This window comes from Acidimicrobiales bacterium, from assembly GCA_035540975.1.
Taxonomy (GTDB): Bacteria; Actinomycetota; Acidimicrobiia; order Acidimicrobiales.
Genome location: DATLFN010000141.1, coordinates 1 through 21501, shown reverse-complemented (window position 1 = coordinate 21501; position 21501 = coordinate 1). Strand labels below are relative to the sequence as shown.

Here is a 21501-nt window from a genome sequence, read left to right as displayed (position 1 = left end):
GGCCCGAGCCGGCCCGACGACCCGGCGTCGGCCTCCTCGCCGCCCAGGCCCGCCGGCGCCGCTACCGCCGCTCGGACCTCCGATAGCGATCTGGGAGGCTGGAGTCGAACCCGAACCTGTCGCGGAAACGACTCGTATCCGGGTCGTTTCCGTGACAGGTCGGGCGCGGGGGGGGAAAGGGAGGGGCCGGTAGCCGGCTAGCCGGCTACGGCTCGTACCGGATGACGCAGCGGGCGGCGTCGCCGCCGGCGTGCATGGCGTCGAGCGCGTCGTTCACCTCCGTGAGGTCGATCGTGCGTGACACCAGGGGGTCGAGCAGCAGCTCTCCCGACCGGTACAGCGCCACCAGCTTGGGGACGTCGGCGTGCACGTTCGACGAGCCGTACCAGCAGCCCGAGATGGTCTTGCCCGCCAGGACCAGACCCAGGAACGCGGGGACGGCCACGACCACGTCCATGGCGGGGACGCCGACGAGCACGGTGTGACCGCCGCGGCGGGTCATGGTCAGGGCCTGGTCGATGGTGCGGGCCACGCCGACGACCTCGAAGGCCACGTCGACGCCCCGCTGGGCGGTGGCCGCCATGACGCCGCTCACCGCGTCGCCCGCCGACGCGTCGACGGTCACCGTGGCGCCGAACGCCTCGGCCAGCCGCAGCTTCGCCGGGTTGGTGTCCACGGCGACGATGCTCGAGGCGCCGGCGATGCGGGCTCCCTGGACCACGTTGAGCCCCACGCCGCCGCACCCGACCACGGCCACCGTGTCGCCCTGCCGCACCCGTGCCGTGTTCAGCGCCGCCCCCACCCCGGTCAGCACCGAGCACCCCAGCAGGGCGGCGAGGGTGAGATCGAGGTCGTCGGGGAGCGGGACGGCACCGGACCCGGGGACGACGGCGAGCTCGGCGAAGGTGCCGGTGGCCGCCATCTGGTGCAGCGGGGCGCCCGCCGACCGGAGCCGGGTGGTCCCGTCCAACAGGCCGCCGGTCGCCATGGTGACCACCGCCCGCTCGCACAGGTGCCCCTCGCCCCGCACGCAGTGGTAGCACCCGCCGCACTGGGGGACCCACGAGACGAGCACGTGGTCGCCGGGGGCGACGCCGGTCACCCCGTCGCCGACCGCCTCGACGACGCCGGCCCCCTCGTGGCCGAGGACGACCGGCGTGGGCATCATCATCACGCCGCTGCGGGCCGAGAGGTCCGAATGGCACACCCCCGACGCCACCAGCCGCACCAGCACCTCGCCGGCCCGGGGGTCCTCGACCTCCACGTCGGAGCGGATCTCCAGCGGCCGCCCGACGGCCGTGAGGACCGCCGCCTGCACGGGTCCACGGGCCACGTCCCGACGCTAGGGCCTGCGAGTGAACTACCTGCTCGGAAGAGGCGATGCCGGTCGGCTTCGTACGTTGTGGATCCCGCTCCAAGGCAACGACTTCGCCCCAGGGGGCAGGCAGACCGGCGTCGCCTCTTCACTCACGTAGTTCACTCGCAGTCCCTACCGCCCGAGCTCGCGGTCCTCCCGCTCGGCCGCCTTGACCGCGTAGGCGATGACGATGCCCGGCGCCAGGGTGACCGTGGACCCGGCCAGGGCGGCGGTGACCGTCGTGGTGGCGAGCGGCGGGAACCCGGTGAGCGCACCGGCGGCGAACGCCACCACGGCCAGCAGGATGAGCCCGTACCCGACCCGCTTGCCGGTGGCCGCCCACCGCGCCCACCGGGCCCGGCGGACGCGGACCGGGTCCGCCACGCCCTCGTCGCCCGCCCCCACGCCGCCCATCCTCTCAGCCGGCGGGGCCGACCCGCTCGCCGTCGCCTTGGGCGTGGGCGGGGGTGCGGCGCCCGCCCGGCCGGCGGAGCAGGTTGGCGACCACGTCGGCGACGCCGACGGCCATCGCCACGTCGCCGAACGACACCACCTCGCCGAGCGGCTCCACCGGGATGATGTCGCCCAGCACGACCAGGCGGTCCGACGGCCGCTCCAGGTGGTGCTTTGACGCCGTGTCGATGTCGACGGGCACGCCGGGCCCGACGGCGCCGGCCGAGCGCAGCGCCGACTCGCGAACCGGCATGCCGCCGTTGAGGGCGATCACGACCAGGTTCATGGCGATGCCCGTGGCGACCAGCCACATGCCGACCAGGACGACGTTCGCCGCCGCGAAGGCGACGAGCAGCCCGTACGAGGCCAGCAGCAGGGCGAACGAGGCGTCACCGGCGAGCTGCGTCGAAACGGCCTGGGCGGCCAGCCCTGCGATGAGCAACGGCCACAGGCGCAGGTCGCGCGAGCCGAGGTGGGCGAGGCGCCCGCCGGCCACCAGGCCGATGCCGAGGCCGGCCGCCACGGCCAGGAGCGTGAACCGCATCTCGGGCCACGGTAGCGTCCGCCGCCGTGGCCGAGGGGGTTCGCTACCGGGTCGACGGACGGGTCGCCCGGGTCACCATCGACCGGCCGGAGCGGCGCAACGCCCTCGCGCCGGCGACGGTGGCCGGCCTGCGCGACGCCGTGGCCCGGGCTGACGCCGACGCCGCCGTCCGGGTGATCGTCCTCACCGGTGCGGGGGACCGCGCCTTCTCCGCCGGCGCCGACCTCACCGGCCTGTCGTCGGCCGCCGCCGCCGGCTTCCCCGCCGCCCTGGCGGCCCTGTTCGAGGAGCTGTGGGCGATGGGCAAGCCCTCGATCGCCCGCGTGCGCGGCTATGCCCTGGCGGGCGGCTTCGGCCTGGCGACGGCGTGCGACCTGGTCGTCGCCGCCGACGACGCCGTGTTCGCCACGCCCGAGATCGACCTCGGCCTGTGGCCGTTCGTGGCCTCCGTCCCCCTGGCCCGGTCCATGCCGCCCAAGAAGGCGCTCGAGCTGATGATGACGGGCCGGCGGGTGGGAGCGGCAGAAGCGGAGCGCATCGGGTTCGTGAGCCGGGTGGTGGCGGTCGGGGACCTCGACGCCTCCGTCGACGAGCTGGCCGCCGTGCTCGCCGCCAAGCCGGCCGGAGCCATGGGGCTGGGCCGTGCGTCCTTCCACCGGACCTGGGGCCTGGACGCCGCCACCGCCCTCCAGCGCCTGCACCCGCTGCTGGCCACGACCATGGCATCAGAGGAGGCGCAAGAGGGCGCCGCCGCCTTCGCCGAGAAGCGCCCGCCCCGCTGGCCCGAGCCCTGAAAGGCGACGGCTCCGCCTCCCGGCGGTAAGACTGGCGGCCTCATGGCACCCCGCGCCCTCATCACCGGCATCACCGGCCAGGACGGGTCCTACCTCGCCGAGCTGCTCCTCGACCGGGGCTACGACGTCGTCGGCATGGTCCGCCGGTCGAGCACCGTCAACTTCGAGCGCATCGCCCACATCCAGGACCGGGTTACGATCGTGTCCGGGGACCTGCTCGACGAGATGTCGATCGTCAAGGTGCTGAGCGACCACCGGCCGAGCGAGGTCTACAACCTGGCCGCCCAGTCGTTCGTGCAGACGTCGTTCGACCAGGCCGTGCTCACGGGCGAGACCACCGCCCTGGGCGTGACCCGGGTGCTGGACGCCATCCGCATCGTCGACCCGACGATCCGCTTCTACCAGGCCAGCTCCAGCGAGATGTTCGGCAAGGTCGTCGAGGTCCCCCAGCGGGAGACGACGCCCTTCCACCCCCGCAGCCCCTACGGCGTGGCCAAGGTCTACGGCCACTGGATCACCGTGAACTACCGGGAGTCGTACGGCCTTCACGCCAGCTCCGGGATGCTCTTCAACCACGAGTCACCCCGGCGGGGCCTCGAGTTCGTCACCCGCAAGATCACCTACGGCGCGGCCCGCATCAAGCTCGGCGTCGACCAGTCGCTGGCCCTGGGCAACCTCGACGCCCGGCGGGACTGGGGGTTCGCCGGCGACTACGTGCGGGCCATGTGGCTCATGCTCCAGCAGGACACGCCGGGCGACTACGTCGTCGCCACCGGCGAGGCCCACTCGGTACGGGACTTCTGCGAGCTCGCCTTCGGATCGGCCGGCCTCGACTACCGCGACCACGTGGTGACCGACCCGAGGTTCATGCGCCCGGCCGAGGTGGACCTGCTCGTCGGCGACGCCACCAAGGCCGGCGAGCGTCTCGGGTGGAAGCCCGAGGTGAGCTTCGCCGACATGGTCGCGGCGATGGTGGAGTCCGACCTCGAACTGGTGGCCCGCCAGCAGCGGGTGTGACGGCGAGCGTCAGATGGCGCGTCTGGCCGAGCTCCGCTCGAGCAGCCAGACGATGAGGGCGGCGCCGACCACGGACAGCAGCAGCCCGGCCGAGCGGTTGAACAGCAGGCCGACGGTGAGCCCGGCGAGGAGCGAGCCGCCGATGCCCACCAGGATGGTCATCCCGATCGACATCGGGTTCGGGCCCGGGATGGCGAGGCGCCCGAGGGCACCGACGACGAGACCGCTGAGGATGAGGCCGAGGATGAAGAGGATCACCCCCGTAGTGTTCCTCGCCCCCGAGCCTTTTACACGGAACCGACGTTTCGCCCCCGGCGCCGTCCGGTGAGCGTCCGGCTCGAACGGGCCGGGCCGGTGGCGCTGGTCACCATCGAGCGGCCCGAGCGGCGCAACGCCCTCGACCTCGAGCACGCCGACGCCCTGCTCGACGCTCTCACCGACGCCGGGTCGGGCGACGCCCGGGCGGTCGTGCTGGCCGGGGCGGGCGGTCACTTCTGCGCCGGCGCCGACCTGTCGACGGTCCCCGGGCAACGCTTCCTGGCCGCCCTCGGGCGGACGCTCCGGGCGATCGTGTCGCTGCCCGTCCCGGTGATCGCGGCGGTGGAGGGCGTCGACCTGGGCGCCGGCCTCCAGCTGGCGGTGGCGTGCGACCTGCGGGTGGCAGCGGCCGATTCCCGCTTCGGCGTGCCGGCCGCCAAACTGGGGCTGATGATGGACCACTGGAGCGTGCAGCGCGTTGCGCTGCTCGCCGGTCACGGTCCGGCCCGGTCGATGCTGCTGGCCGCCGAGGAGGTCGACGGCGCCAACGCCGTCCGGCTGGGCCTGGCCCAGCGGGCGGGCGGGCTGCCCGAGGCGCTGGCGTGGGCCCGGTCGATCGCCGCCCTGGCGCCCCTCTCCGTCGCCGGTCACAAGCTCGCCCTGAACCGCCTGGAGCCTCCTCCGGCCGACCCCGACGTCGAGGAAGCGCACCGGCGGGCGTGGGCCAGCGCCGACCTGGCCGAGGGGGTCGCCGCCTTCGCCGAGCGGCGGCCACCGAGCTTCGAGGGGCGCTAGGAGCCGGCGTGCTGGCCGCGTCGAACCCCGGGCTGGCGGTGGCGTTCGCGGCGGGGATGCTGTCGTTCCTGTCGCCGTGCGTCCTTCCCCTCGTCCCCGGCTACCTGTCGCTGATGTCGGGCGTCGGGACGGCCGACCTCGCCGTCGCCACCAGGACCGACACGCGCAAGCTGCTGCGGTCGACCCTGCTGTTCGTCGCCGGGTTCACCGTCGTGTTCGTCGCCCTGGGCGCCACGGCCAGCGCCCTGGGCAGCTTCCTGCTGGACCACCAGCGCACCCTGAACACCGTGGCGGGGATCGTCATCATCGTCATGGGGCTGGCCATGGCCGGGGTCATGACGCCGGCCTTCATGCAGCGTGAGCGCCGCGTCCAGGTGCTTCCGTCCAGGCTCGGGCCGTACGCGGCGCCGGTCATGGGCATGGCCTTCGCCTTCGGGTGGACGCCGTGCCTCGGCCCCGTGCTCGCCTCCCTGCTGGCCCTGGCCGGCGCCGAGGCGACGCTCGGCCGGGGCGTGTCCCTGCTCTTCGCCTACTCGCTGGGCCTCGGCGTGCCGTTCGTGGCCGCCGGAGTCGGGTTCGGCCGCCTCGCCGGTGCGCTCGACTGGGTGAAGCGCCGGGCCAGGGTCGTCAACGTCGTGTCCGGGCTCCTCCTCGCCGGCTTCGGGTTCCTGCTCCTCACGAACCGGCTCACCGACCTGTCCCGCGAGCTCGTCGAGCTCATGGACGGCACCCCGTTCGGGTGGCTCATCGGCCTCTAGTAGTTCGCCGGCAGAAGCCGGTTGAAGTTCTCGAAGAACACGAAGAGCACCACCAGGAAGACGGGCGCGCCGAGCAGGTAGGCGGGCCACCGGCGCCACCACCGGCCGGCCAGCCACGTCAGCACCCACACAGCCGCGGCGAGCAGCCCCCACACGACGGCGGGCCCGTTGGGGGCGCTCTCGCCCGACAGTCCCGCCTCGGCCTCGGCGAGCGAGCGCGGCGCCCGGGTCGTCGGCGGCGTGGTGGTCGTCGCCTCCGTCGGGGGCGGCTCCTGGGCGGTCGCGGGCGGGGCGGTGGTGACGGCGGTGGTGGCCGTCGTGGCCGGCGGCGGCTCGGTCGCCTCGCCCACGAGGGTGGCGACGACGATGAGGCGGCGGGCGGCGCTGAACTTCGGCTCGCACGTGGTGAGGGTCAGGCGGTTGTCGTCGCTGGCGTCGAGGACGGACGTCTCGCTCGGCCGCACCACCGTCTTCGACGACACCTCGTAGCGGAACCGGCCCTGGCGGGTGGTGACCAGGATCGGGTCGCCGCGGTCGAGCTCGTCGAGGCGGGAGAAGGGCGCGCCGTAGGTCGTCCGGTGGCCGGCGATGGCGGCGTTGCCGGGCTGGCCGGGCAACGGCGTGTCGGGGTAATGGCCGGGCCCGCGCTTGAGCGCCGGCAGGCTGACGCCCTCGACGACGGCCTTCTCCAGCCCGATGCCGGGGATGCGGATGATGGCCACGGCGTTCCCCTCGGGCGTGGGCGGCGGTGCCGGCGGCAGGGTGGCGGGCGCGGCGGTGGGCGGCGCGGCGGTGGGCGATGGGTCGGTGGCGACGGTCGCCGCCGTGGTCGCGGTGGTGGGCGGGGCGGCGGTGGTCGCCGCCTCCAGGAGGGACTGCTCGAACTCCCTGGTGAGCTCCCGCTGGTGGCGCGCCTCGGTCAGGCCCGTCCCCCACAGCTGATAGGCGACGAACAGGAGGATGATGACGCCGGCGCCGATAAGCGACCGGCCGACGCCCGCGACCACCCTCCGGATGTCCATACGCGTCACGGTACGGGACCGCCCGGTGGGGACGGCGCCGGGCCGCTTGGAAGAGGACGGCCTCGGACCCGTAGCATTGGCCTGCCGCCATGGCCCCCGTCGTACGCTTCCGCTCCGCCGTCGCCCTGCTCGGCCGCTTTCCCGCTCTGTCCGGTGTGGACCTCACGGTCGAGCCCGGCGAGGTCGTGCTGCTGGAGGGCGCCAACGGGGCGGGCAAGACGACCGTGCTCCGGGCCTGCGCGGGCCTGGTGCCGCTCGTCTCCGGCGAGGCCGAGGTGCTCGGAGTCGACCTGCGGGCCGACCGCCGCTCGGTGCGCCGCCGGGTCGGCCTGCTCGGCCACTCGGGCGCCCTCTACGAGGACCTCGGCGCCGAGGAGAACGTCCGCTTCGCCGTGCGCGCCGCGGGGGGAGACGCCGCCGCCGTGGTCCCCGCCCTGTCGCTGCTCGGCATCGAGGGCCGGCTGCGGACCACGGCCGTGGGGCGGTTGTCCACCGGCCAGCGCCGGCGGGTGGCGCTGGCCGTCCTGGTGGCCCGCTCGCCCTCCCTGTGGTTGCTGGACGAGCCCCACGCCGGCCTGGACGCCGCCGGCCGCGACCTGCTGGACGACCTGGTGCGCTCGGCCGTCGCCGCCGGTGCCACCGTGCTCCTGGCATCGCACGAGACGGACCGGGCCGCCGCGGTGGCCGGCCGCACCGTCACCATGGCCGGCGGCCGGGTGCAGCCGCGGGAGCCCGCCCGTGTGGCGTGACGCCCTGCTCGTGGCGGGCAAGGACCTGCGCATCGAGGCCCGGTCCCGGGTGGCCACCAACCAGGTGGCCCCCTTCGCCCTGGTGGTCCTCGTCCTCTTCGGCTTCGCCCTCGACCCCGACCGCGGCGTCCTGGCCCGGGCGTCGGCCGGGCTGTTCTGGGTGGCGGTGCTGCTGTCGTCGCTCCTCGCCGTCCAGCGCAGCTTCGCCCTGGAGGGGGGCGACGCCACCGCCGACGGCCTGCGTCTCTCCGGCCTCGACCCGGCCGGCATCTTCCTGGGCAAGGCGGCCGCCGTGGCCGCCCAGCTGGCCGCCCTCCAGGTCGTCCTCGCCCTCGGCGTCGTCGTGCTCTACGACGCCGACCTGGGCGGCCCCGCCCTGCTCCTCGCCACCTGCGCCGCCGCCACGGTCGGCCTGGCCGCCGCCGGCGTCGTCTACGGGGCGCTGGCCGCCGGTCTGCGGGTGCGGGAGACGCTGCTGCCCCTGCTGCTGCTCCCCGTGGTGGCGCCCGTCCTGCTCGGCGCCACCCGTGCGTGGGAGGCGGGAATGGGCCTGTCGGTGGACGACGGCTGGCGCTGGGCCCAGCTGCTCGCCGTATTCGCCGTGATCTACGTGACCCTGGGCGTCGTCGCCTTCGGCGCCCTCCTGGAGGAATCGTGAGCGACCGCCCCCGGCCCGCCACCACCGGTGGGGGCACGGCGCTCTTGGGCGCCGCCGCCCTCGTGGCGCTCGCCACCACGATCGTGCTGGGCCTGCGCCTGCCGCCCACCGTGGAGCAGGGGCCCTACGCCCGGCTCATCGCCGTCCACCCGCCGCTGGCCTGGGCCGCCTACCTGGCGTTCGCCGTGTGCGCGCTGGCCAGCGTGCTGTGGCTGTGGCGCCGCACCCGGGCGCCCAAGTGGGACCGGCTGGCGGTGGCGTCCGCCGAGGTGGGCGTGGTGTTCTGCGCCCTCACCCTCGTGACCGGGTCCATCTGGGGCCGGCCGACGTGGGGCGTGTGGTGGACCTGGGACGCCCGGCTCACCAGCACCGCGCTCCTGCTCGCCCTCTTCGCCGGTTACCTGGCGCTGCGCAAGGTGTCCGTCGACCCGGAGACGCGGGCCCGCCGCGCCGCCATCGCCGCCCTGGTGGCGGTGGCCGACGTGCCCATCGTCCACTTCTCGGTGGACTGGTGGCGCACCCTGCACCAGGGCCGGTCGCTGGCGCAGATCACCCCCCAGGACGACCTCGACGGCTCGTACACCTCGGTCATGCTCCTCGGCTTCGTGGCCATGACCCTGCTCTACGGCTGGCTGGTGGCCCACCGGTCCCGCGTCGAGGCGCTCGAGGCCAGGCTGGAGGCCGAGGGCCTCGACCTGGCCCTGGAGGAGCGGCGGGCCGAGTCCGAGGTGGTCGAGGCGGTGGCCCGATGAGCGAGGGTTACGTGTTCGCCGGCTACGGGGTCACCGTGGCCACCCTCGGGCTGTACGCCCTCCGGGTGCTGCGCCGCGGCCGGAACCTGCGCCGCACCCTCGACGGTTCTCTGGACGCGAGCAGCCGCTCGGCGGCGCCTGCGGTCCACAGAACGCCGGACGGGGCGTGAGCGCCCCTGCGGCCGCCGGGGCGGGTCGGCACCTCGACGACGACGAGGCCTCGGCCGACGAGTCCGGCGGCCCGTCCGGCGAGGTGCGCCGGCGGCCTCCGGGCGGCAGCCGCCGGACGTGGATCGGCCTGGTCGTCGTGGCGGCCGCCCTCGCCTTCCTGGTGCTGCGCGCCGTGGGCGACGCCACCGTGTACTTCAAGACGGCCGACGAGGCCGTCGCCGAGCGGGCCGAGCTGGGCGACCGGCGGTTCCGGATCGAGGGTCTGGTGGTGCCGGGCAGCGTCGAGAAGGGCGCCGGCGAGGTCGACTTCGCCATCCGGGGCAGCAGGGGTGCCGTCGTGGAGGTCATCCACCAGGGCAACGTCCCCGAGTTGTTCCAGCCCGACATCCCGGTGGTGATGGAGGGGCGCTTCTCGGGCGAGCGGTTCGTGAGCGACCGGATCCTCGTCAAGCACACGTCGGAGTACCGGGCCGAGAACCCCGAGCGGGTCGAGGACTACCAGAGCGCGCCATGAGCGCCCTGTTCGGCCAGAGCGCCGTCCTGCTCGGCTTCCTGGCCTGCGTCGCCGGCGCCGGTACCACCGCCCTCGGCCTGGCCAGGGGCCGGCCCGACCTGCTCCGTCGCGGGCTGGCGCACGTGTGGGTGGCGCTCGGTGCCGCCGCCGTCGCCGTGGTGGTGATGGAGCGGGCGCTGATCGGCCACGACTTCTCGCTCCAGTACGTGGTCGACAACCACAGCCGGGCCACCCCGCTGCTCTACACCGTCGCCTCGTTGTGGGGCGCCCTGGAGGGCTCGATCCTGCTGTGGGCGTTCGTGCTGGCCGGGTACCTGGCCGTCATGGCGCACCGGTTCCGCGACCGGGCCGGCGATCCCCTCGTCGGGTGGGCGACGCTCGCCGGGCTGGTCGTGGCCGTCTTCTTCTTCGGGCTCATGCTCGGCCCCGCCAACCCGTTCACCGAGGTGGCGGGCCGGGTCCCGGCGGACGGGGCGGGCCCCAACCCGCTGCTCCAGAACCACCCCCTCATGGCCTTCCACCCGCCGGTGCTGTACCTCGGCTACGTCGGGTTCACCATCCCCTTCGCCTTCGCGGTGGCCGCCCTGGCGACGGGCCGGCTGGGCGAGGGGTGGCTGGTCGAGACCCGGCGCTGGACCCTGTTCGCCTGGGGCTTCCTCACCGCCGGCATCGTGCTCGGCGCCTGGTGGTCCTACGAGGTCCTCGGCTGGGGCGGCTACTGGGCGTGGGACCCGGTGGAGAACGCCTCGTTGCTGCCGTGGCTGACGGGCACCGCCTACCTGCACTCGGTGATGGTCCAGGAGCGGCGGGGCATGCTGCGGGTCTGGAACCTGTCACTCCTGATCGCCACGTTCAGCCTGACGATCCTGGGGACGTTCCTCACCCGCTCGGGAGTCCTGGACTCCGTGCACGCCTTCACCGAGTCGCCCCTCGGGCCCGCCATACTCGGCTTCTTCGCCGTGGTGGTGGCGGTGGGCGTGGGCCTCATCGCCTGGCGGGGCGACCAGCTGCGCTCGCCCGGCGCGGTGGACTCGCCGCTGTCCCGCGAGGGCGCGTTCCTGGCCAACAACCTGCTGTTCGCGGCCTTCGCCTTCGTGGTGCTCCTCGGCACGGTGTTCCCGCTGCTGGCCGAGGCGCTCGACGGCGAGCGCATCTCGGTGGGCCGGCCCTACTTCGACCGCATGGTGACCCCGGTCGCCCTCGCCCTGCTGTTCCTCATGGCGGTGGCGCCCGCCCTGCCGTGGCGCAAGGCCTCCGGCGAGGTGCTGCGCACCCGCCTGCAGTGGCCGGCGTGGGCGGCCGCCGGCGTCCTCGTCGTCTGCGTGGCGTCGGGGCTGCGAGGCCTGGCGCCTCTCGTGGCGTTCGCCCTCGGTGCGTTCGCGGCGGCGGCCGCCGTCCGCCAGCTCGTCCTGTCGTACCGGCGCAACGGCTGGCGGGGCCTCACCGGCAGGGCCAACGGGGGCATGGTCGTCCACCTCGGCGTGGTCGTCGTCGCCGTGGCGTTCGCGGCGAGCTCCTCCTACGGGCACCGGGCCGAGTTCCGCCTGTCGCCCGGCGAGTCCGCCACCCTCGCCGGCCACGAGATCACCTACCTGCGCACCCGCACGGTCCAGCACGAGAACCGCAGGACGGTGGTGGCCGACGTGCGGGTGGACGGCGGCCGGGTGTACCGGCCGGCGCTGAACCTGTTCGGGAACGCCAGCCAGGCCATCGGCACGCCGTCGGTGCGCACCGGCCTGCGCAACGACGTGTACCTCTCGCTCGTCGCCACCCCCCGCACGCCCGAGAGCCCGGCGGTGATCGCCGTGATCGTCCAGCCCCTGGTGACGTGGCTGTGGATCGGCGGCGGGCTGATGGTGGCGGGCACGCTCATGGCGGCCGTGCCCGGCCGGCGCCGGCGGCCCACCGAGCCGGCCGCCGCCCCGGCCGCCGTCCCGGCCGGGGCGGCCGGGGCGGTCGAGGCGGGAGGGGACGACGCCGTCCCCGAGGTCGTCGGCGTGGCCCGTGCCGTGGAGGCGACGTGACCGCCACCACCGCGCCGGCGAACGCACCCGCCGCCGGCGGTACCCCCGGGCCCCGGCGGGGGCACCCGGCCCGGTGGGCGGCCATCGCCGTCGGCGTGGTCGTCGCCGTCTTCGTGGTGATCCTGGCCACGCGGCCCCAGGCGTCCGACGTGGTGGCGCCCAGCCCCCTCGTCGACCGGCCGGCGCCCGAGATCGAGGGCCCCGGCCTCGACGGCGCGACGGTACGCCTGTCCGACCTGAGGGGCCGGTGGGTGGTGGTCAACTTCTTCGCCACGTGGTGCGTGCCGTGCCTGCGGGAGCACCCCGAGCTCGTCCGCTTCTCCGAACGCCATCCCGCCGAGGACGTCCAGGTCCTGGCCGTCGTCTATGACGACCAGCCCGAGGACGTGGCCCGCTTCTTCCGGGAGCGGGGCGGCGGGTGGCCGGTGGTGGACGACGTCGGCGCCAAGGTGGACTTCGGCGTGCGCGGCGTCCCCGAGTCGTTCCTGGTCGACCCGGCCGGGATCGTGCGCACGCGCCTGGTGGGCGGAGTCACGGCCGACGGCCTGGACGGCCTGCTCGGCCAGGTGGGGGCCGGCGGGTGACGTCGGTGCGGCGGTGGCTGGACGGCCTGCTCGGCCTGGTGGGGGACGGCGGGTGACGGCCGTCCGGCGGTGGCTGGCGTTCCTCCTCCTGGTGCCGGTCGTGGCCGGGGCGCTGTTCGTCGGCGCCGGTGGCGGCGACGGGCCGCCCAGCCCGGCGGCCCGGGCCGCCCGCCTGTCGGCCGACGTGCGCTGTCCGACCTGCGAGGGGCTGTCGGCGGCCGAGTCGGCGACGCCGGCCGCCGCCGCCGTCCGCCAGGAGATCCGACGCCGGGTGGACGCCGGCGAGTCCGACGCCGAGATCCGCGCCTTCCTCGTGAGCCGCTACGGCAAGGACATCGTCCTCACCCCCGAGGGGACGGGCGTGGCCGCCCTGGTGTGGGTGCTGCCGGTGGTGGCCGTGGTGCTCGGCGCCGGCGGGCTGGCGTTCGCGTTCCGGCGCCGGAGGGCGAGCGGGACGGCGGCGGCCACGGCCGAGGACCGACGGTTGGTCGAGCAGGCCCTGCGCCAGGGCGTCACCAGGTGAGCGCCCTCGAGGAGGACCGGGACTTCCTGCTCCGCTCGCTCGAGGACCTCGAGCGGGAGCGGGAGGCCGGCGACCTCGACGAGTCCGACTACGTGGCCCTGAAGGAGGACTACACGGCGCGGGCGGCGGCCGTCCTCCGGGCCCTGGCCGCCGACCCCGAGGCGGCCGACCCCGCCGGGCGCGAGGCCGCCGGCCCCGCCGAACCGGGCCCGGCCGGCGCCGGCCCCCCTCGGGGCACGGAGGGCGGCGACGGCCACGTGGCGGCCGGCGTGCCGGCCGGTGGGCCGCAGGCCCGGCGCCGGCTGTCCGACCGGGCTCCCACCGGCGGCGGCCGGAGCCGGTGGCGGCCGGTCGCGGTGGGCGCCGTCCTCCTGGCGTTCGCCTCGGCCGCCGGGCTCCTGGTGGCCCGGTCGGCGGGGGAGCGGCTCCCGGGCGACCCGGCGACCGGCGAGATCGCCGCCACCGGCCCGTCGTCGGAGAACGCCGACGAGCTGGCGGTCGCCCGCGACCTCATCGGCGAGGGCCGGACGCTCGACGCCATCAAGGCCTACGACCGCATCCTGGAACGCGATCCCGAGCAGCCCGAGGCCCTCGCCTACCGCGGTTGGCTGCTGCGCCTGGCCGGCAAGGCGGCCGGTGACACGTCGCTCGTCGACAAGGGCATGGAGTTCATCGAGCGGGCCGTGGCGGCCGACCCCGGGTATCCCGATGCCCGGTTCTTCCGCGCCTTCGTCAACTACCAGGACCGCCGCGACCCGGCCGCCGCCGTCCCCGACCTGCGGGCCTACCTGGCTGGCGAGTCACCCCCGGAGATGCGCCCCGTGGTGGAGGACCTCCTGCGCCGGGCGCTGGCCGACGCCGAGCGGGGCGTGACCTCACCGGAGCCGGTGCCCGCTCCGCCGACGACGACCCCTCCCGGCTAGCACCACCCGGCGGCCCGTCCCGCGGCCCACGGGCCGCTTCCGGCGGCACATCCGGGCGCATAGCGCCCCTTCTTGCCGCCGGACTTGCCGGCGCCGGCGGCGGAGGTCAGACGGGGGTGGAGACCTCGTCGCCGGCGCGGTCCCTGCGTCGTCGGCGATCCTTCGGGGGGCCGTCGTCGGGCGGGCGTTCCTTGCGGGGCGCCTTCTCCCCCTTGACCTTCCGGCCCTTCCGGCCCTTCCGGCCCTTCCGGTCCGTGCCTGTGCCGTCCGCCTTGCCCTTGCCGTCCCCCCTGCCCTGGGCGGCGTTGGCGCTGACGTTGCCGTTGAAGCGGACGGCGGCGGCGGTGGTGGCGGCGGGAGGGCTGGCCTCGGCCGGCGGCGCGGCGGCGGCCCTGGTGGCCGCGGCCAGGGCGTCGCCCGTGTCCGGCGGCGGTCCCTTGGCCTTGCGCCGGAGCCTGCGCCGCGGAGCGGTGGCGGGCCCGCCGATGCCCGGGAGCACGCCGGCGACCGCCAGCCGGCGGCGGGGTGCCAGCACCGGGAACAGGACCAGGACCATCACGATGAGGAGGAAGGCCAGGAGCAGCAGCGGCGTGCGCACCAGCGGCGCCTCGGCGGCGATGAGCCCGCCGACGGCCAGGTGGCGGGTGGCGACCTGGAGGGCGGCCGAGTCCACCGGGACGGCGTCGCCCGCCGTCACCGAGGGGTTGGTGGCGCGGGTGGCCCGGTACTGCTCGGCGATGGCGGGCAGGGCCTGGAGGGCCTCGACCAGGTAGAGGTCGAGCAGCGGCTTGGGGTCGATGGCGGGCAGCACCGTGCCCGGGCGCACCGGCGCCGAGACGGCCTTGGTGGTGGCCTTCTTGCCCTTGCCGACGGTGACGAAGCGGATGGCCGGGTGGACCTCGAAGTGGAGGTGGGGCGACCCGCCCGACGCGTTGCCCGTGCTCCCCACGAAGCCGACGATGTCGCCGGGGTTGACGGTCTGGCCCGGCTTGAGGCCGGCCGGGCGGCTGTCCAGGTGCGCCAGGTAGAAGTACGTGCCGTCGGCCTGGGTGATGTACACCGAGATCCCGCCGAGCCCGCCGTCGCTGAACGAGACGGTCCCGGTGGTGGGGGAGCGAAGCGGCGTCCCCCGCGGGGCGAAGACGTCGGTGCCCTGGTGAAGGCGCCACCCGGGACCGAAGCGGGGGAACCACCAGTCGTGCACGAAGCTGGCCCGGCCGCCCACCGGGAAGCGACCGAGCCCGGCACGAAGGGCCTCCTCCTGCGACATGCCGGCGTCGGTGAGCACCTTCAGGGCGTCCATCAGCGCATTGCTGTTGTTCGGCCGCGTCCGGCGGACCGAGTTCATCATGGCGGCCAGGTTGGCCGGGAAGGGCCCGGCGTCGGCGGGCGGTGTCTCGCCCTCGCCCCCGACGTTGCCGGGGATCGTCGCCGGCGGTGGCTTGGCCGCCGCCGGAGGCGCCGCCGCCGTGGTGGGAGGCGTGGTGGTGGCCGACTTCAAGACGTTGCCGACGAGGCTGCCGGGCGCCGTGGTGGTGGTGCTCGGCGGGGGTGGCGGTGGCGGAGGCGGTGTGCCGGGCTTGGTGGTCGTGGTCGTCGGCAGCAGAGGGGGCAGCTCGATCTGGGCCCGCGCGCCCCCGGCGCCGCCCACCCCGAGGGTGGCCGCCGTCAGCAGCGCGGTCGTGGTCGCCCCCACGCGCGTCGTCAGCCGAACACGATTCCGCCTGATGGGCGCCAAGGTTAACCAGGATGAAACGGACGGCGCCAGCAACCCGCGCCGAAGCGGTGCGCGGCGGCACCGACGGGGCTCCTCCCCGCGGGCCGCCCGTCGTACACCTCCGGTGGCACGCTGGAGGGATGCGGGCACGGGTCGAGCGCTGCCGAGGGACGCCGCCCGGCACCGACGAGGTGGACGCCCGGCTGCGGGCCGAGAACCTCCGGCCCCGCTCGTGGAGCAACGCCCCGGGCGACACCTACGACTGGCACGCCCACGACTACGAGAAGGTCCTGTACTGCGTCTCCGGCGGCATCACCTTCCACCTGGAGGACGGCGACGTGGACCTGCGGCCCGGCGACCGCCTCGAGGTCCCGCCGGGGGCCCGGCACGCGGCGACCGTCGGCCCCGAGGGCGTGCGCTGCATCGAGGCGGCCCGATGAGCCGCCCGACGCGGAGGAGGGCCACGAAGAGGCGGCAGGTGGGTTCCGCCCCTTCGCAGCCCGGTAAGACCGGTCCCTCGGCCGGAAGCGCGAGCAACCCTGCGTCGGCGCAGGAGCCGGGTCCCGATCCCTCCGTGTGGTGCGATCCAAGCAGAGGGCCGAACGGCGTGCAATAGGTGCGTTCCGTCACCTAGAGCGCGAGCGCACGCAAGCGGTCGACCACCCGCGGGAAGGCCTCCAGGCAGGCGGCCACGTCACCGTCGGTGGTGGACCAGCCGACCGAGACCCGCAGCGACCGTTCGGCCTCCACGCCCATGGCCTCCAGCACCGGCGACGGCTCGAGCGACTCCGACGAGCACGCCGACCCCGAGTGGGCGGCGACGCCGGCCTGGTCGAGGCCGAGGAGGACCGCTTCCGCCTCGACGCCGTCCACCCCCACGCAGGCGATGTGGGGGAGCCGGGCGTCCGGGTCCCCGTACGCCACGACCCCGGGCACGGCGGTGAGCCCGGCCAGCAGGCGTTCGGTGTGCGCCCGTGCCGCCGCCGCCTCGCCGTCCAGGTCCAGCGAGGAGCACGCCGCCCCGAACCCCACGATGGCCGGCACATCCTCCGTCCCTGCCCGGCGGGCCCGCTCCTGGTCGCCGCCCACGAGGAGCGGCGGGACCCGCAGCCCGCGGCGGACCAGCAGGGCGCCGACGCCCTTGGGGCCGCCCAGCTTGTGGGCGCTCACCGACAGGAGGTCGGCGCCCAGGGCGGCGAAGTCGACTGGTACGTGGCCGGCGGCCGCCGCCGCGTCGACGTGGACGAGCGCGCCCCGCTCGCGGCACACCGCCACCACCTCGGCCACCGGCTGGATGGTCCCCACCTCGTGGTTGCCCAGCTGGCAGTGGACGAGAGCCGTGCCGTCGGCCACCAGCCGGGACAGCGCGGCGACGTCGATGCGCCCCCGACCGTCGACGGCCGGCTCGGCCACGCCGGCCGCCCGCTTCGAAGCCTGGCGCACGGCGGAGTGCTCCACGGCGGCGGCGACCACGGGCCCGGACGGGCGCAGGCGGGTGGCGCCCCACACGGCGGCGTTGATGGACTCGGTGGCACCGCTGGTGAACACCACCTCGCGCGGCCGGGCCCCCAGGAGGGCGGCGACCCGCTCCCGGGCGTCCTCCACGGCGGCGCGGGCCATGCGGCCCTCGGTGTGGACTCGGGCGGGGTCGGCCGCTCCCGGGCCGGCCAGCCAGGGCAGCATGGCCTCGACCACCTCGGGGCGGGCGGGGGAGGTGGACGCGTGGTCGAGGTAGTGGCGGACGCCGGGAGGCGCCGTCACACCGCCGTGACGCAGGCGTCGTCGCCCTGGGCCCGCGAGGCCGTGGTGGCGGGCGCCGTGTCGCCGTACAGGCCGGCCAGCATGCCCCGCACGATGCCGCGGTCCACCGCGCAGATCACCGGGTGCTGGGTGGCGGTGTCGCCGAACGGGCACTGCTCGGCCACGATGGCGAGGGACGAGCCGCGGGCCTCGGCGTGGGCGGCGAACCCGTGGGCGGTCAGGGCGTCGGCCACCGCGTGCAGCGACGCCTGGAAGGACCGGTGGGCGTTGTCGCCCGGCGACATCTCGCGGGCCAGCGACCGCCCGTACTCCTCGCCCACCTGCTCGGCCATGAGCTCGGCCTCGTGTTCGGGCAGCAGGGCCAGGGCGCGGCCGAGGAGCGTGACCAGCAGGTCGTCCCGGCGGGCGGGGAACTCCAGGACCTTGGCCGTCGCCCGGTAGCGCTTGGAGGGGCGCCCGGCGCCCCCGCCCTCGCCCCGCTCCACGTGCACGCCCACGTACCCGCCGGCAGCCAGCTTGTCGAGGTGGTGGCGGGCGACGTTGGCGTGGAGCTCGAAGTGCTCGGCGACCTCGGCGGCGGTGACCCCCGCCGCGCTGTCCCGGGCGAAGAGGAAGATCTCCCGCCGGGTGGGGTCCCCGAAGGCGGAGGTGACGGCGGCCACGGCGGCCGAGAACTCGGCGTCGTTGAGGGGCGGCCGGTCCACGAAGGTATTCTACCTGGGCCCCGTCGTGGACCCCCGTAGCCCGGGCGCGCTGCCCGGGTGGACCGCGCGACGGCCGCCCGCTGCCCGCGAGGAGACTTCACCATGCCCGTCACCGAGGCCCAGGTCCGAGAGGCCCTCCGGCCCGTCCAGGACCCCGAGCTGCACCGCAGCATCGTCGACCTCGGGATGGTGAAGGACGTCCGCATCGACGGCTCCCGGGTCGGCGTGCTGATCGCCCTCACCGTGCCCGGGTGCCCGCTGCGGGCGGAGATCACGGCCCGGGTCACCGACGCCCTCCGGGTCGTGGACGGGGTGGGCGACGTGGACGTCGACATGACGGTGATGACCGACGAGGAGCGGGCCGCCGTGCGCCGCCAGATGGGCGCCGCCCCGGGTCCCGCCCCCGCCGGCGCCCAGCCGCTGGGCCACGAGCAGGGGCGGGTGAACCAGTTCATGGCGCCCGGCTCGCGGACCCGGGTGCTCGGCATCTCGTCGGGGAAGGGCGGCGTGGGCAAGTCGTCGGTGACCGTGAACACGGCGATCGCCCTGGCCCGCCGGGGCCACGAGGTGGCCGTGCTGGACGCCGACGTCTACGGCTTCTCCGTCCCCAAGATGCTCGGCATCACCGCCGACCCGGTCGTGATCGACGACATGATCGTCCCGCCCGTCGCCCACGGCATCAAGGTCATCTCCATCGGCTTCTTCGTGGAGGAGAACCAGCCCGTGATGTGGCGCGGGCCCATGTTGCACAAGGCCCTGGAGCAGTTTCTGGTGGACGTGCTGTGGGGCGACGTGGACTACCTGCTGGTCGACATGCCCCCGGGGACCGGCGACGTGGCGCTGTCGATGTCGCAGTACCTGTCGCGCTCGGAGATGTTCGTGGTGACGACGCCGCAGGCGGCGGCCCAGCGGGTCGCCCAGCGCACCGCGTACATGGCCAGGAAGGTCAACCTGCCGCTGCGGGGCGTCATCGAGAACATGTCGTGGTTCACCGGCGACGACGGCAAGCGCTACGAGATCTTCGGGTCGGGCGGCGGGGCCGAACTGGCCGCCGTGCTCGGCGTCCCGCTCATCGGGCAGATCCCGCTCGTCCCCGCCCTGCGGGAGGGCGGCGACGTCGGCCTGCCCGTCTCCGTCTCCGACCCCGACGGCGAGGCGTCGCGGGCGTTCGGGACCATGGCGGACTCGATCGTCTCGATGGGTGCGGCCCGCGTGTACCGCCCCGAGCTCCAGGTCACGTAACGCGCCGGTGGGCCGGGGGGACGACCGGAACGGTGGCCGGCTCCGTACCTCCGGGTGACATGGCAAGCGACTCCGACACGGGGACGCCCGTCGGCCGGCGGGTCTTCATCGGCATGCTCGGCCTCGGGGCGGCCGGGGTGGTCTGGGGTTCGCGCCTGGCCGAGGCCGTGAACCGGGCGCTGGCACCCATCGCGGCCATGGACCGCACCGGCCTCACCGGGCTGCTGCCGTCGTCGGGGCGGTTCCGCATCTACTCGGTCGTCGGCTTCCTCCCCCACCGCGCCGCGGCCGAGTACCGGCTCCGGGTGACGGGGCTGGTCGACCGGCCCCTGGAGCTGACCCTGGCCGACCTGAAGGCGATGCCCGCCACCCGGCTGGTGAAGGACTTCCAGTGCGTCACCGGCTGGCGGGTGCCCGACGTGCCGTGGACCGGCGTGTTGCTCTCGGCCGTCCTGGACGCCGCCGGCGTGGCGCCCGGCGCCGGGGCGCTCGCCTTTCGCAGCTTCGACGGCGCCTACACCGAGAGCCTGACGCTGGAGCAGGCCCGGCGCCCGGACGTCCTCGTCGCCTACGAGCTAGAGGACGAGCCGGTGTCGCGGGCGCAGGGGGGCCCGGTGCGGCTCTACGTGGCCCCGATGTACGGCTACAAGTCGCTCAAGTGGCTCGACGAGATCGAGGTCACGGCGGCCGTCGAGGAGGGGTACTGGGAGGTGCGGGGGTACGACACCGACGCCTGGATCGGGCGCTCCAATGGCCGCCGCGACGAGCCCGTCGAGTAGCGCGCCGCCCGGTCCGGGGCCGACGGCGGCCGAGCCGGCGGCGGGCGGGGCCGAGGTGCGCCTGCGCCGGTTCGACGGCGCCGAGCGCTTCCTCCACTGGGCCACGGCGGCGCTGTTCCTGGTCCTGACGGCGACCGCCGCGGTGCTCTACCTGGCGCCGCTCTCGGCGGCCGTCGGGAGGCGGCCGCTGGTGCGCGACGTGCACGTCGTCGCCGGCCTGCTGCTCCCCGCGCCGTGGCTGGTCGCCCGGGGCGGGCTCCGGTCGCCGGCTCTGCGGGCGGACGTCCGCCGGCTGGCCCGCTGGGACGCGGCGGACCGGCGGTGGCTGCGGTCGGCCGGCCGCGACCCGTTCGTGCGCCTGGGCAAGTTCCACCCGCTCCAGAAGCTCAACGCCGCCTTCACGGCGGGCACCATCCCGGTGATGCTCGCCACGGGTGCCGTCATGCGCTGGTTCGAGCCGTTCCCGCTGGAGTGGCGGACGGGGGCAACCTTCGTGCACGACTGGCTCGCCGTCGTCCTCGCCGTGGTGGTGATGATCCACATCGGCAAGGCGCTGGCCGACCGCGAGGCAATGGGCGGGATGCTCCGGGGCAGCGTCCGGGCCGGGTGGGCGCGACGCCACCACCCCGGTTGGCACGACGAGGAGCTGGGGGCCTAGGAGATCCGGCGGCCGGCGACGCCCCACAGGTCGTCGCAGCGCTCGCACACCTCGGCGGGGATGATCCCGGTGCGCATCAGCAGGGCGAAGACCTTGCAGCCGAGGCAGAAGGCGAAGGCGGCCTCCAGGAAGGCGGCCCCGGCGAGCAGCGCGAGCACGACCTGGGCCGCCGCCCAGCGGTCGAAGCCGAGAGCGAGCACGGCGGCGGTGACGGAGAAGGCGGCGCCCACCCCCTGGGCGAAGCGCTTGGGCGGCCCGGGGACCAGCCTGGGCTCCACGCCGAGGCGGGGCGTGACGACCCGGGTGACCAGCTGCCCGAGCGGGCTGAGGGTGGGACCGGTGAGGACGCGGGCCACGAACCCGTAGGCGATCACGGCCGTCATCCAGTGCAGGTCGAGGGCGATGGCGGCCACCGACATGGCGACGACCCCTGCCGCCACCAGCCGCGCCGACACCTCGTTCACCGGGTCCGGGAACGAGAACAGGCTCGGGCGGGTGGCAGGTGTCGACCTCATCCCGCCGGTCGCAACGCGTCGGCAGGCGAGGTTGTTCCATCCCGTTCGCCCTTCTCTGTCGAGAAACCCACCGCTGAGGTGGGAAAGTGACCGGAGAAGCCGGTCGAGGCGGTCGAGGCGGGCGGGCGGGCCCCGCTCATGCCCGCGCCGCAGCGGCCAGGATGGCCTCGACCGAGCGGTCGACGTCGGCCTCGGTGGTCGACCAGTTGGACACCGAGACCCGGACCAG

The 21501-nt window shown here is 75.3% G+C and carries 26 protein-coding genes; 17 read left to right on the top strand and 9 right to left on the bottom strand.

Annotation, left to right across the window (positions count from 1 at the left end; all coding sequences use genetic code 11):
• Positions 1 to 205: 205 nt before the first annotated feature.
• The 3 genes from VM242_14365 to VM242_14355 all read right to left on the bottom strand — a co-directional run bounded on the left by VM242_14365 (position 206) and on the right by VM242_14355 (position 2354).
• On the bottom strand, positions 206 to 1333 hold the full coding sequence (locus tag VM242_14365; GenBank protein ID HVM06347.1) for a zinc-binding dehydrogenase: 1128 nt from the start codon (positions 1331 to 1333) through the stop codon (positions 206 to 208).
• 156 nt (positions 1334 to 1489) lie between these two features.
• Positions 1490 to 1762 carry a hypothetical protein gene (locus VM242_14360; protein HVM06346.1) on the bottom strand — a complete coding sequence of 91 codons (273 nt, stop codon included), beginning with the start codon at positions 1760 to 1762 and terminating at the stop codon, positions 1490 to 1492.
• A gap of 13 nt (positions 1763 to 1775) precedes the next feature.
• Entirely contained in the window at positions 1776 to 2354 is a 579-nt protein-coding gene (locus VM242_14355; GenBank protein ID HVM06345.1) for a DUF5317 domain-containing protein, read from the bottom strand.
• 26 nt (positions 2355 to 2380) lie between these two features.
• Here VM242_14355 and VM242_14350 point away from each other — a divergent pair, with 26 nt between their 5' ends.
• Entirely contained in the window at positions 2381 to 3148 is a 768-nt protein-coding gene (locus tag VM242_14350) for an enoyl-CoA hydratase-related protein (protein HVM06344.1), read from the top strand.
• A gap of 42 nt (positions 3149 to 3190) precedes the next feature.
• Positions 3191 to 4165 carry a GDP-mannose 4,6-dehydratase gene (gene gmd / locus VM242_14345; GenBank protein ID HVM06343.1) on the top strand — a complete coding sequence of 325 codons (975 nt, stop codon included), beginning with the start codon at positions 3191 to 3193 and terminating at the stop codon, positions 4163 to 4165.
• A 9-nt stretch (positions 4166 to 4174) separates the two neighbouring features.
• Here gmd and VM242_14340 read toward each other — a convergent pair whose 3' ends face one another.
• On the bottom strand, positions 4175 to 4423 hold the full coding sequence (locus tag VM242_14340; GenBank protein ID HVM06342.1) for a hypothetical protein: 249 nt from the start codon (positions 4421 to 4423) through the stop codon (positions 4175 to 4177).
• A 66-nt stretch (positions 4424 to 4489) separates the two neighbouring features.
• On the opposite strand from VM242_14340, the gene VM242_14335 reads away from it, so the two are divergent.
• Positions 4490 to 5218 (top strand): enoyl-CoA hydratase, encoded by a 729-nt coding sequence (locus tag VM242_14335; GenBank protein HVM06341.1) that lies wholly within the window; start codon positions 4490 to 4492, stop codon positions 5216 to 5218.
• Between the two features lie 8 nt (positions 5219 to 5226).
• Positions 5227 to 5976, top strand: a complete 750-nt coding sequence (locus tag VM242_14330) for a cytochrome c biogenesis protein CcdA (GenBank protein ID HVM06340.1) — start codon at positions 5227 to 5229, stop codon at positions 5974 to 5976.
• Here the strand turns inward: VM242_14330 and VM242_14325 are convergent.
• A complete protein-coding gene (locus VM242_14325; protein HVM06339.1) occupies positions 5973 to 6998 on the bottom strand; it encodes a class E sortase in 1026 nt (341 codons plus the stop codon). The two genes, VM242_14330 and VM242_14325, sit on opposite strands and share 4 nt — an antisense overlap.
• 89 nt (positions 6999 to 7087) lie before the next feature.
• On the opposite strand from VM242_14325, the gene ccmA reads away from it, so the two are divergent.
• The 9 genes from ccmA to VM242_14280 are packed head-to-tail and all read left to right on the top strand — an operon-like array spanning position 7088 to position 13896.
• Complete coding sequence (gene ccmA, locus VM242_14320) at positions 7088 to 7747, top strand: heme ABC exporter ATP-binding protein CcmA (GenBank protein HVM06338.1); 660 nt, start codon at positions 7088 to 7090, stop codon at positions 7745 to 7747.
• Positions 7737 to 8405 carry a heme exporter protein CcmB gene (locus VM242_14315; protein ID HVM06337.1) on the top strand — a complete coding sequence of 223 codons (669 nt, stop codon included), beginning with the start codon at positions 7737 to 7739 and terminating at the stop codon, positions 8403 to 8405. The genes ccmA and VM242_14315 overlap by 11 nt, the downstream gene beginning before the upstream one ends.
• Complete coding sequence (gene ccsA / locus VM242_14310) at positions 8402 to 9157, top strand: cytochrome c biogenesis protein CcsA (protein HVM06336.1); 756 nt, start codon at positions 8402 to 8404, stop codon at positions 9155 to 9157. Before VM242_14315 ends, ccsA begins: the two co-directional genes overlap by 4 nt.
• Positions 9154 to 9327 (top strand): hypothetical protein, encoded by a 174-nt coding sequence (locus tag VM242_14305; protein ID HVM06335.1) that lies wholly within the window; start codon positions 9154 to 9156, stop codon positions 9325 to 9327. Before ccsA ends, VM242_14305 begins: the two co-directional genes overlap by 4 nt.
• A complete protein-coding gene (locus VM242_14300; GenBank protein ID HVM06334.1) occupies positions 9324 to 9842 on the top strand; it encodes a cytochrome c maturation protein CcmE in 519 nt (172 codons plus the stop codon). The genes VM242_14305 and VM242_14300 overlap by 4 nt, the downstream gene beginning before the upstream one ends.
• Complete coding sequence (locus tag VM242_14295) at positions 9839 to 11866, top strand: heme lyase CcmF/NrfE family subunit (protein HVM06333.1); 2028 nt, start codon at positions 9839 to 9841, stop codon at positions 11864 to 11866. The genes VM242_14300 and VM242_14295 overlap by 4 nt, the downstream gene beginning before the upstream one ends.
• Positions 11863 to 12450: a TlpA disulfide reductase family protein gene (locus VM242_14290; GenBank protein HVM06332.1), complete on the top strand. Its 588-nt coding sequence runs from the start codon at positions 11863 to 11865 to the stop codon at positions 12448 to 12450. Before VM242_14295 ends, VM242_14290 begins: the two co-directional genes overlap by 4 nt.
• 52 nt (positions 12451 to 12502) lie before the next feature.
• Positions 12503 to 12973: a cytochrome c-type biogenesis protein CcmH gene (locus tag VM242_14285; protein ID HVM06331.1), complete on the top strand. Its 471-nt coding sequence runs from the start codon at positions 12503 to 12505 to the stop codon at positions 12971 to 12973.
• On the top strand, positions 12970 to 13896 hold the full coding sequence (locus VM242_14280) for a hypothetical protein (protein HVM06330.1): 927 nt from the start codon (positions 12970 to 12972) through the stop codon (positions 13894 to 13896). The genes VM242_14285 and VM242_14280 overlap by 4 nt, the downstream gene beginning before the upstream one ends.
• A 106-nt stretch (positions 13897 to 14002) precedes the next feature.
• Here VM242_14280 and VM242_14275 read toward each other — a convergent pair whose 3' ends face one another.
• On the bottom strand, positions 14003 to 15592 hold the full coding sequence (locus VM242_14275; GenBank protein HVM06329.1) for a M23 family metallopeptidase: 1590 nt from the start codon (positions 15590 to 15592) through the stop codon (positions 14003 to 14005).
• Positions 15593 to 15753: 161 nt separating this feature from the next.
• On the opposite strand from VM242_14275, the gene VM242_14270 reads away from it, so the two are divergent.
• On the top strand, positions 15754 to 16053 hold the full coding sequence (locus tag VM242_14270) for a cupin domain-containing protein (GenBank protein HVM06328.1): 300 nt from the start codon (positions 15754 to 15756) through the stop codon (positions 16051 to 16053).
• A gap of 190 nt (positions 16054 to 16243) precedes the next feature.
• Here VM242_14270 and VM242_14265 read toward each other — a convergent pair whose 3' ends face one another.
• Positions 16244 to 17374 (bottom strand): cysteine desulfurase family protein, encoded by a 1131-nt coding sequence (locus VM242_14265; protein HVM06327.1) that lies wholly within the window; start codon positions 17372 to 17374, stop codon positions 16244 to 16246.
• Positions 17371 to 18078: a helix-turn-helix domain-containing protein gene (locus tag VM242_14260; GenBank protein HVM06326.1), complete on the bottom strand. Its 708-nt coding sequence runs from the start codon at positions 18076 to 18078 to the stop codon at positions 17371 to 17373. Before VM242_14260 ends, VM242_14265 begins: the two co-directional genes overlap by 4 nt.
• Positions 18079 to 18180: 102 nt before the next feature.
• Between VM242_14260 and VM242_14255 the strand changes: the two genes are divergently transcribed.
• From VM242_14255 to VM242_14245, 3 genes are read left to right on the top strand one after another with little or no spacing between them, the layout of a single operon-like run.
• Entirely contained in the window at positions 18181 to 19320 is a 1140-nt protein-coding gene (locus VM242_14255) for an Mrp/NBP35 family ATP-binding protein (GenBank protein ID HVM06325.1), read from the top strand.
• 59 nt (positions 19321 to 19379) lie between these two features.
• Entirely contained in the window at positions 19380 to 20099 is a 720-nt protein-coding gene (locus VM242_14250) for a molybdopterin-dependent oxidoreductase (GenBank protein ID HVM06324.1), read from the top strand.
• On the top strand, positions 20071 to 20757 hold the full coding sequence (locus tag VM242_14245; protein HVM06323.1) for a cytochrome b/b6 domain-containing protein: 687 nt from the start codon (positions 20071 to 20073) through the stop codon (positions 20755 to 20757). Before VM242_14250 ends, VM242_14245 begins: the two co-directional genes overlap by 29 nt.
• Here the strand turns inward: VM242_14245 and VM242_14240 are convergent.
• A complete protein-coding gene (locus VM242_14240; GenBank protein ID HVM06322.1) occupies positions 20754 to 21272 on the bottom strand; it encodes a DUF4395 domain-containing protein in 519 nt (172 codons plus the stop codon). The two genes, VM242_14245 and VM242_14240, sit on opposite strands and share 4 nt — an antisense overlap.
• Between the last annotated feature and the right edge of the window lie 229 nt (positions 21273 to 21501).

Bases quoted from the DNA above. Each gene is read 5' to 3' on its own strand.
- VM242_14355 (HVM06345.1), bottom strand. From the start codon at position 2,354: ATGCGGTTCACGCTCCTGGCCGTGGCGGCCGGCCTCGGCATCGGCCTG.
- gmd (HVM06343.1), top strand. From the start codon at position 3,191: ATGGCACCCCGCGCCCTCATCACCGGCATCACCGGCCAGGACGGGTCC.
- VM242_14325 (HVM06339.1), bottom strand. From the start codon at position 6,998: ATGGACATCCGGAGGGTGGTCGCGGGCGTCGGCCGGTCGCTTATCGGC.
- ccmA (HVM06338.1), top strand. From the start codon at position 7,088: ATGGCCCCCGTCGTACGCTTCCGCTCCGCCGTCGCCCTGCTCGGCCGC.
- VM242_14305 (HVM06335.1), top strand. From the start codon at position 9,154: ATGAGCGAGGGTTACGTGTTCGCCGGCTACGGGGTCACCGTGGCCACC.
- VM242_14295 (HVM06333.1), top strand. From the start codon at position 9,839: ATGAGCGCCCTGTTCGGCCAGAGCGCCGTCCTGCTCGGCTTCCTGGCC.
- VM242_14270 (HVM06328.1), top strand. From the start codon at position 15,754: ATGCGGGCACGGGTCGAGCGCTGCCGAGGGACGCCGCCCGGCACCGAC.
- VM242_14255 (HVM06325.1), top strand. From the start codon at position 18,181: ATGCCCGTCACCGAGGCCCAGGTCCGAGAGGCCCTCCGGCCCGTCCAG.
- VM242_14250 (HVM06324.1), top strand. From the start codon at position 19,380: ATGGCAAGCGACTCCGACACGGGGACGCCCGTCGGCCGGCGGGTCTTC.
- VM242_14245 (HVM06323.1), top strand. From the start codon at position 20,071: ATGGCCGCCGCGACGAGCCCGTCGAGTAGCGCGCCGCCCGGTCCGGGG.
- VM242_14240 (HVM06322.1), bottom strand. From the start codon at position 21,272: ATGAGGTCGACACCTGCCACCCGCCCGAGCCTGTTCTCGTTCCCGGAC.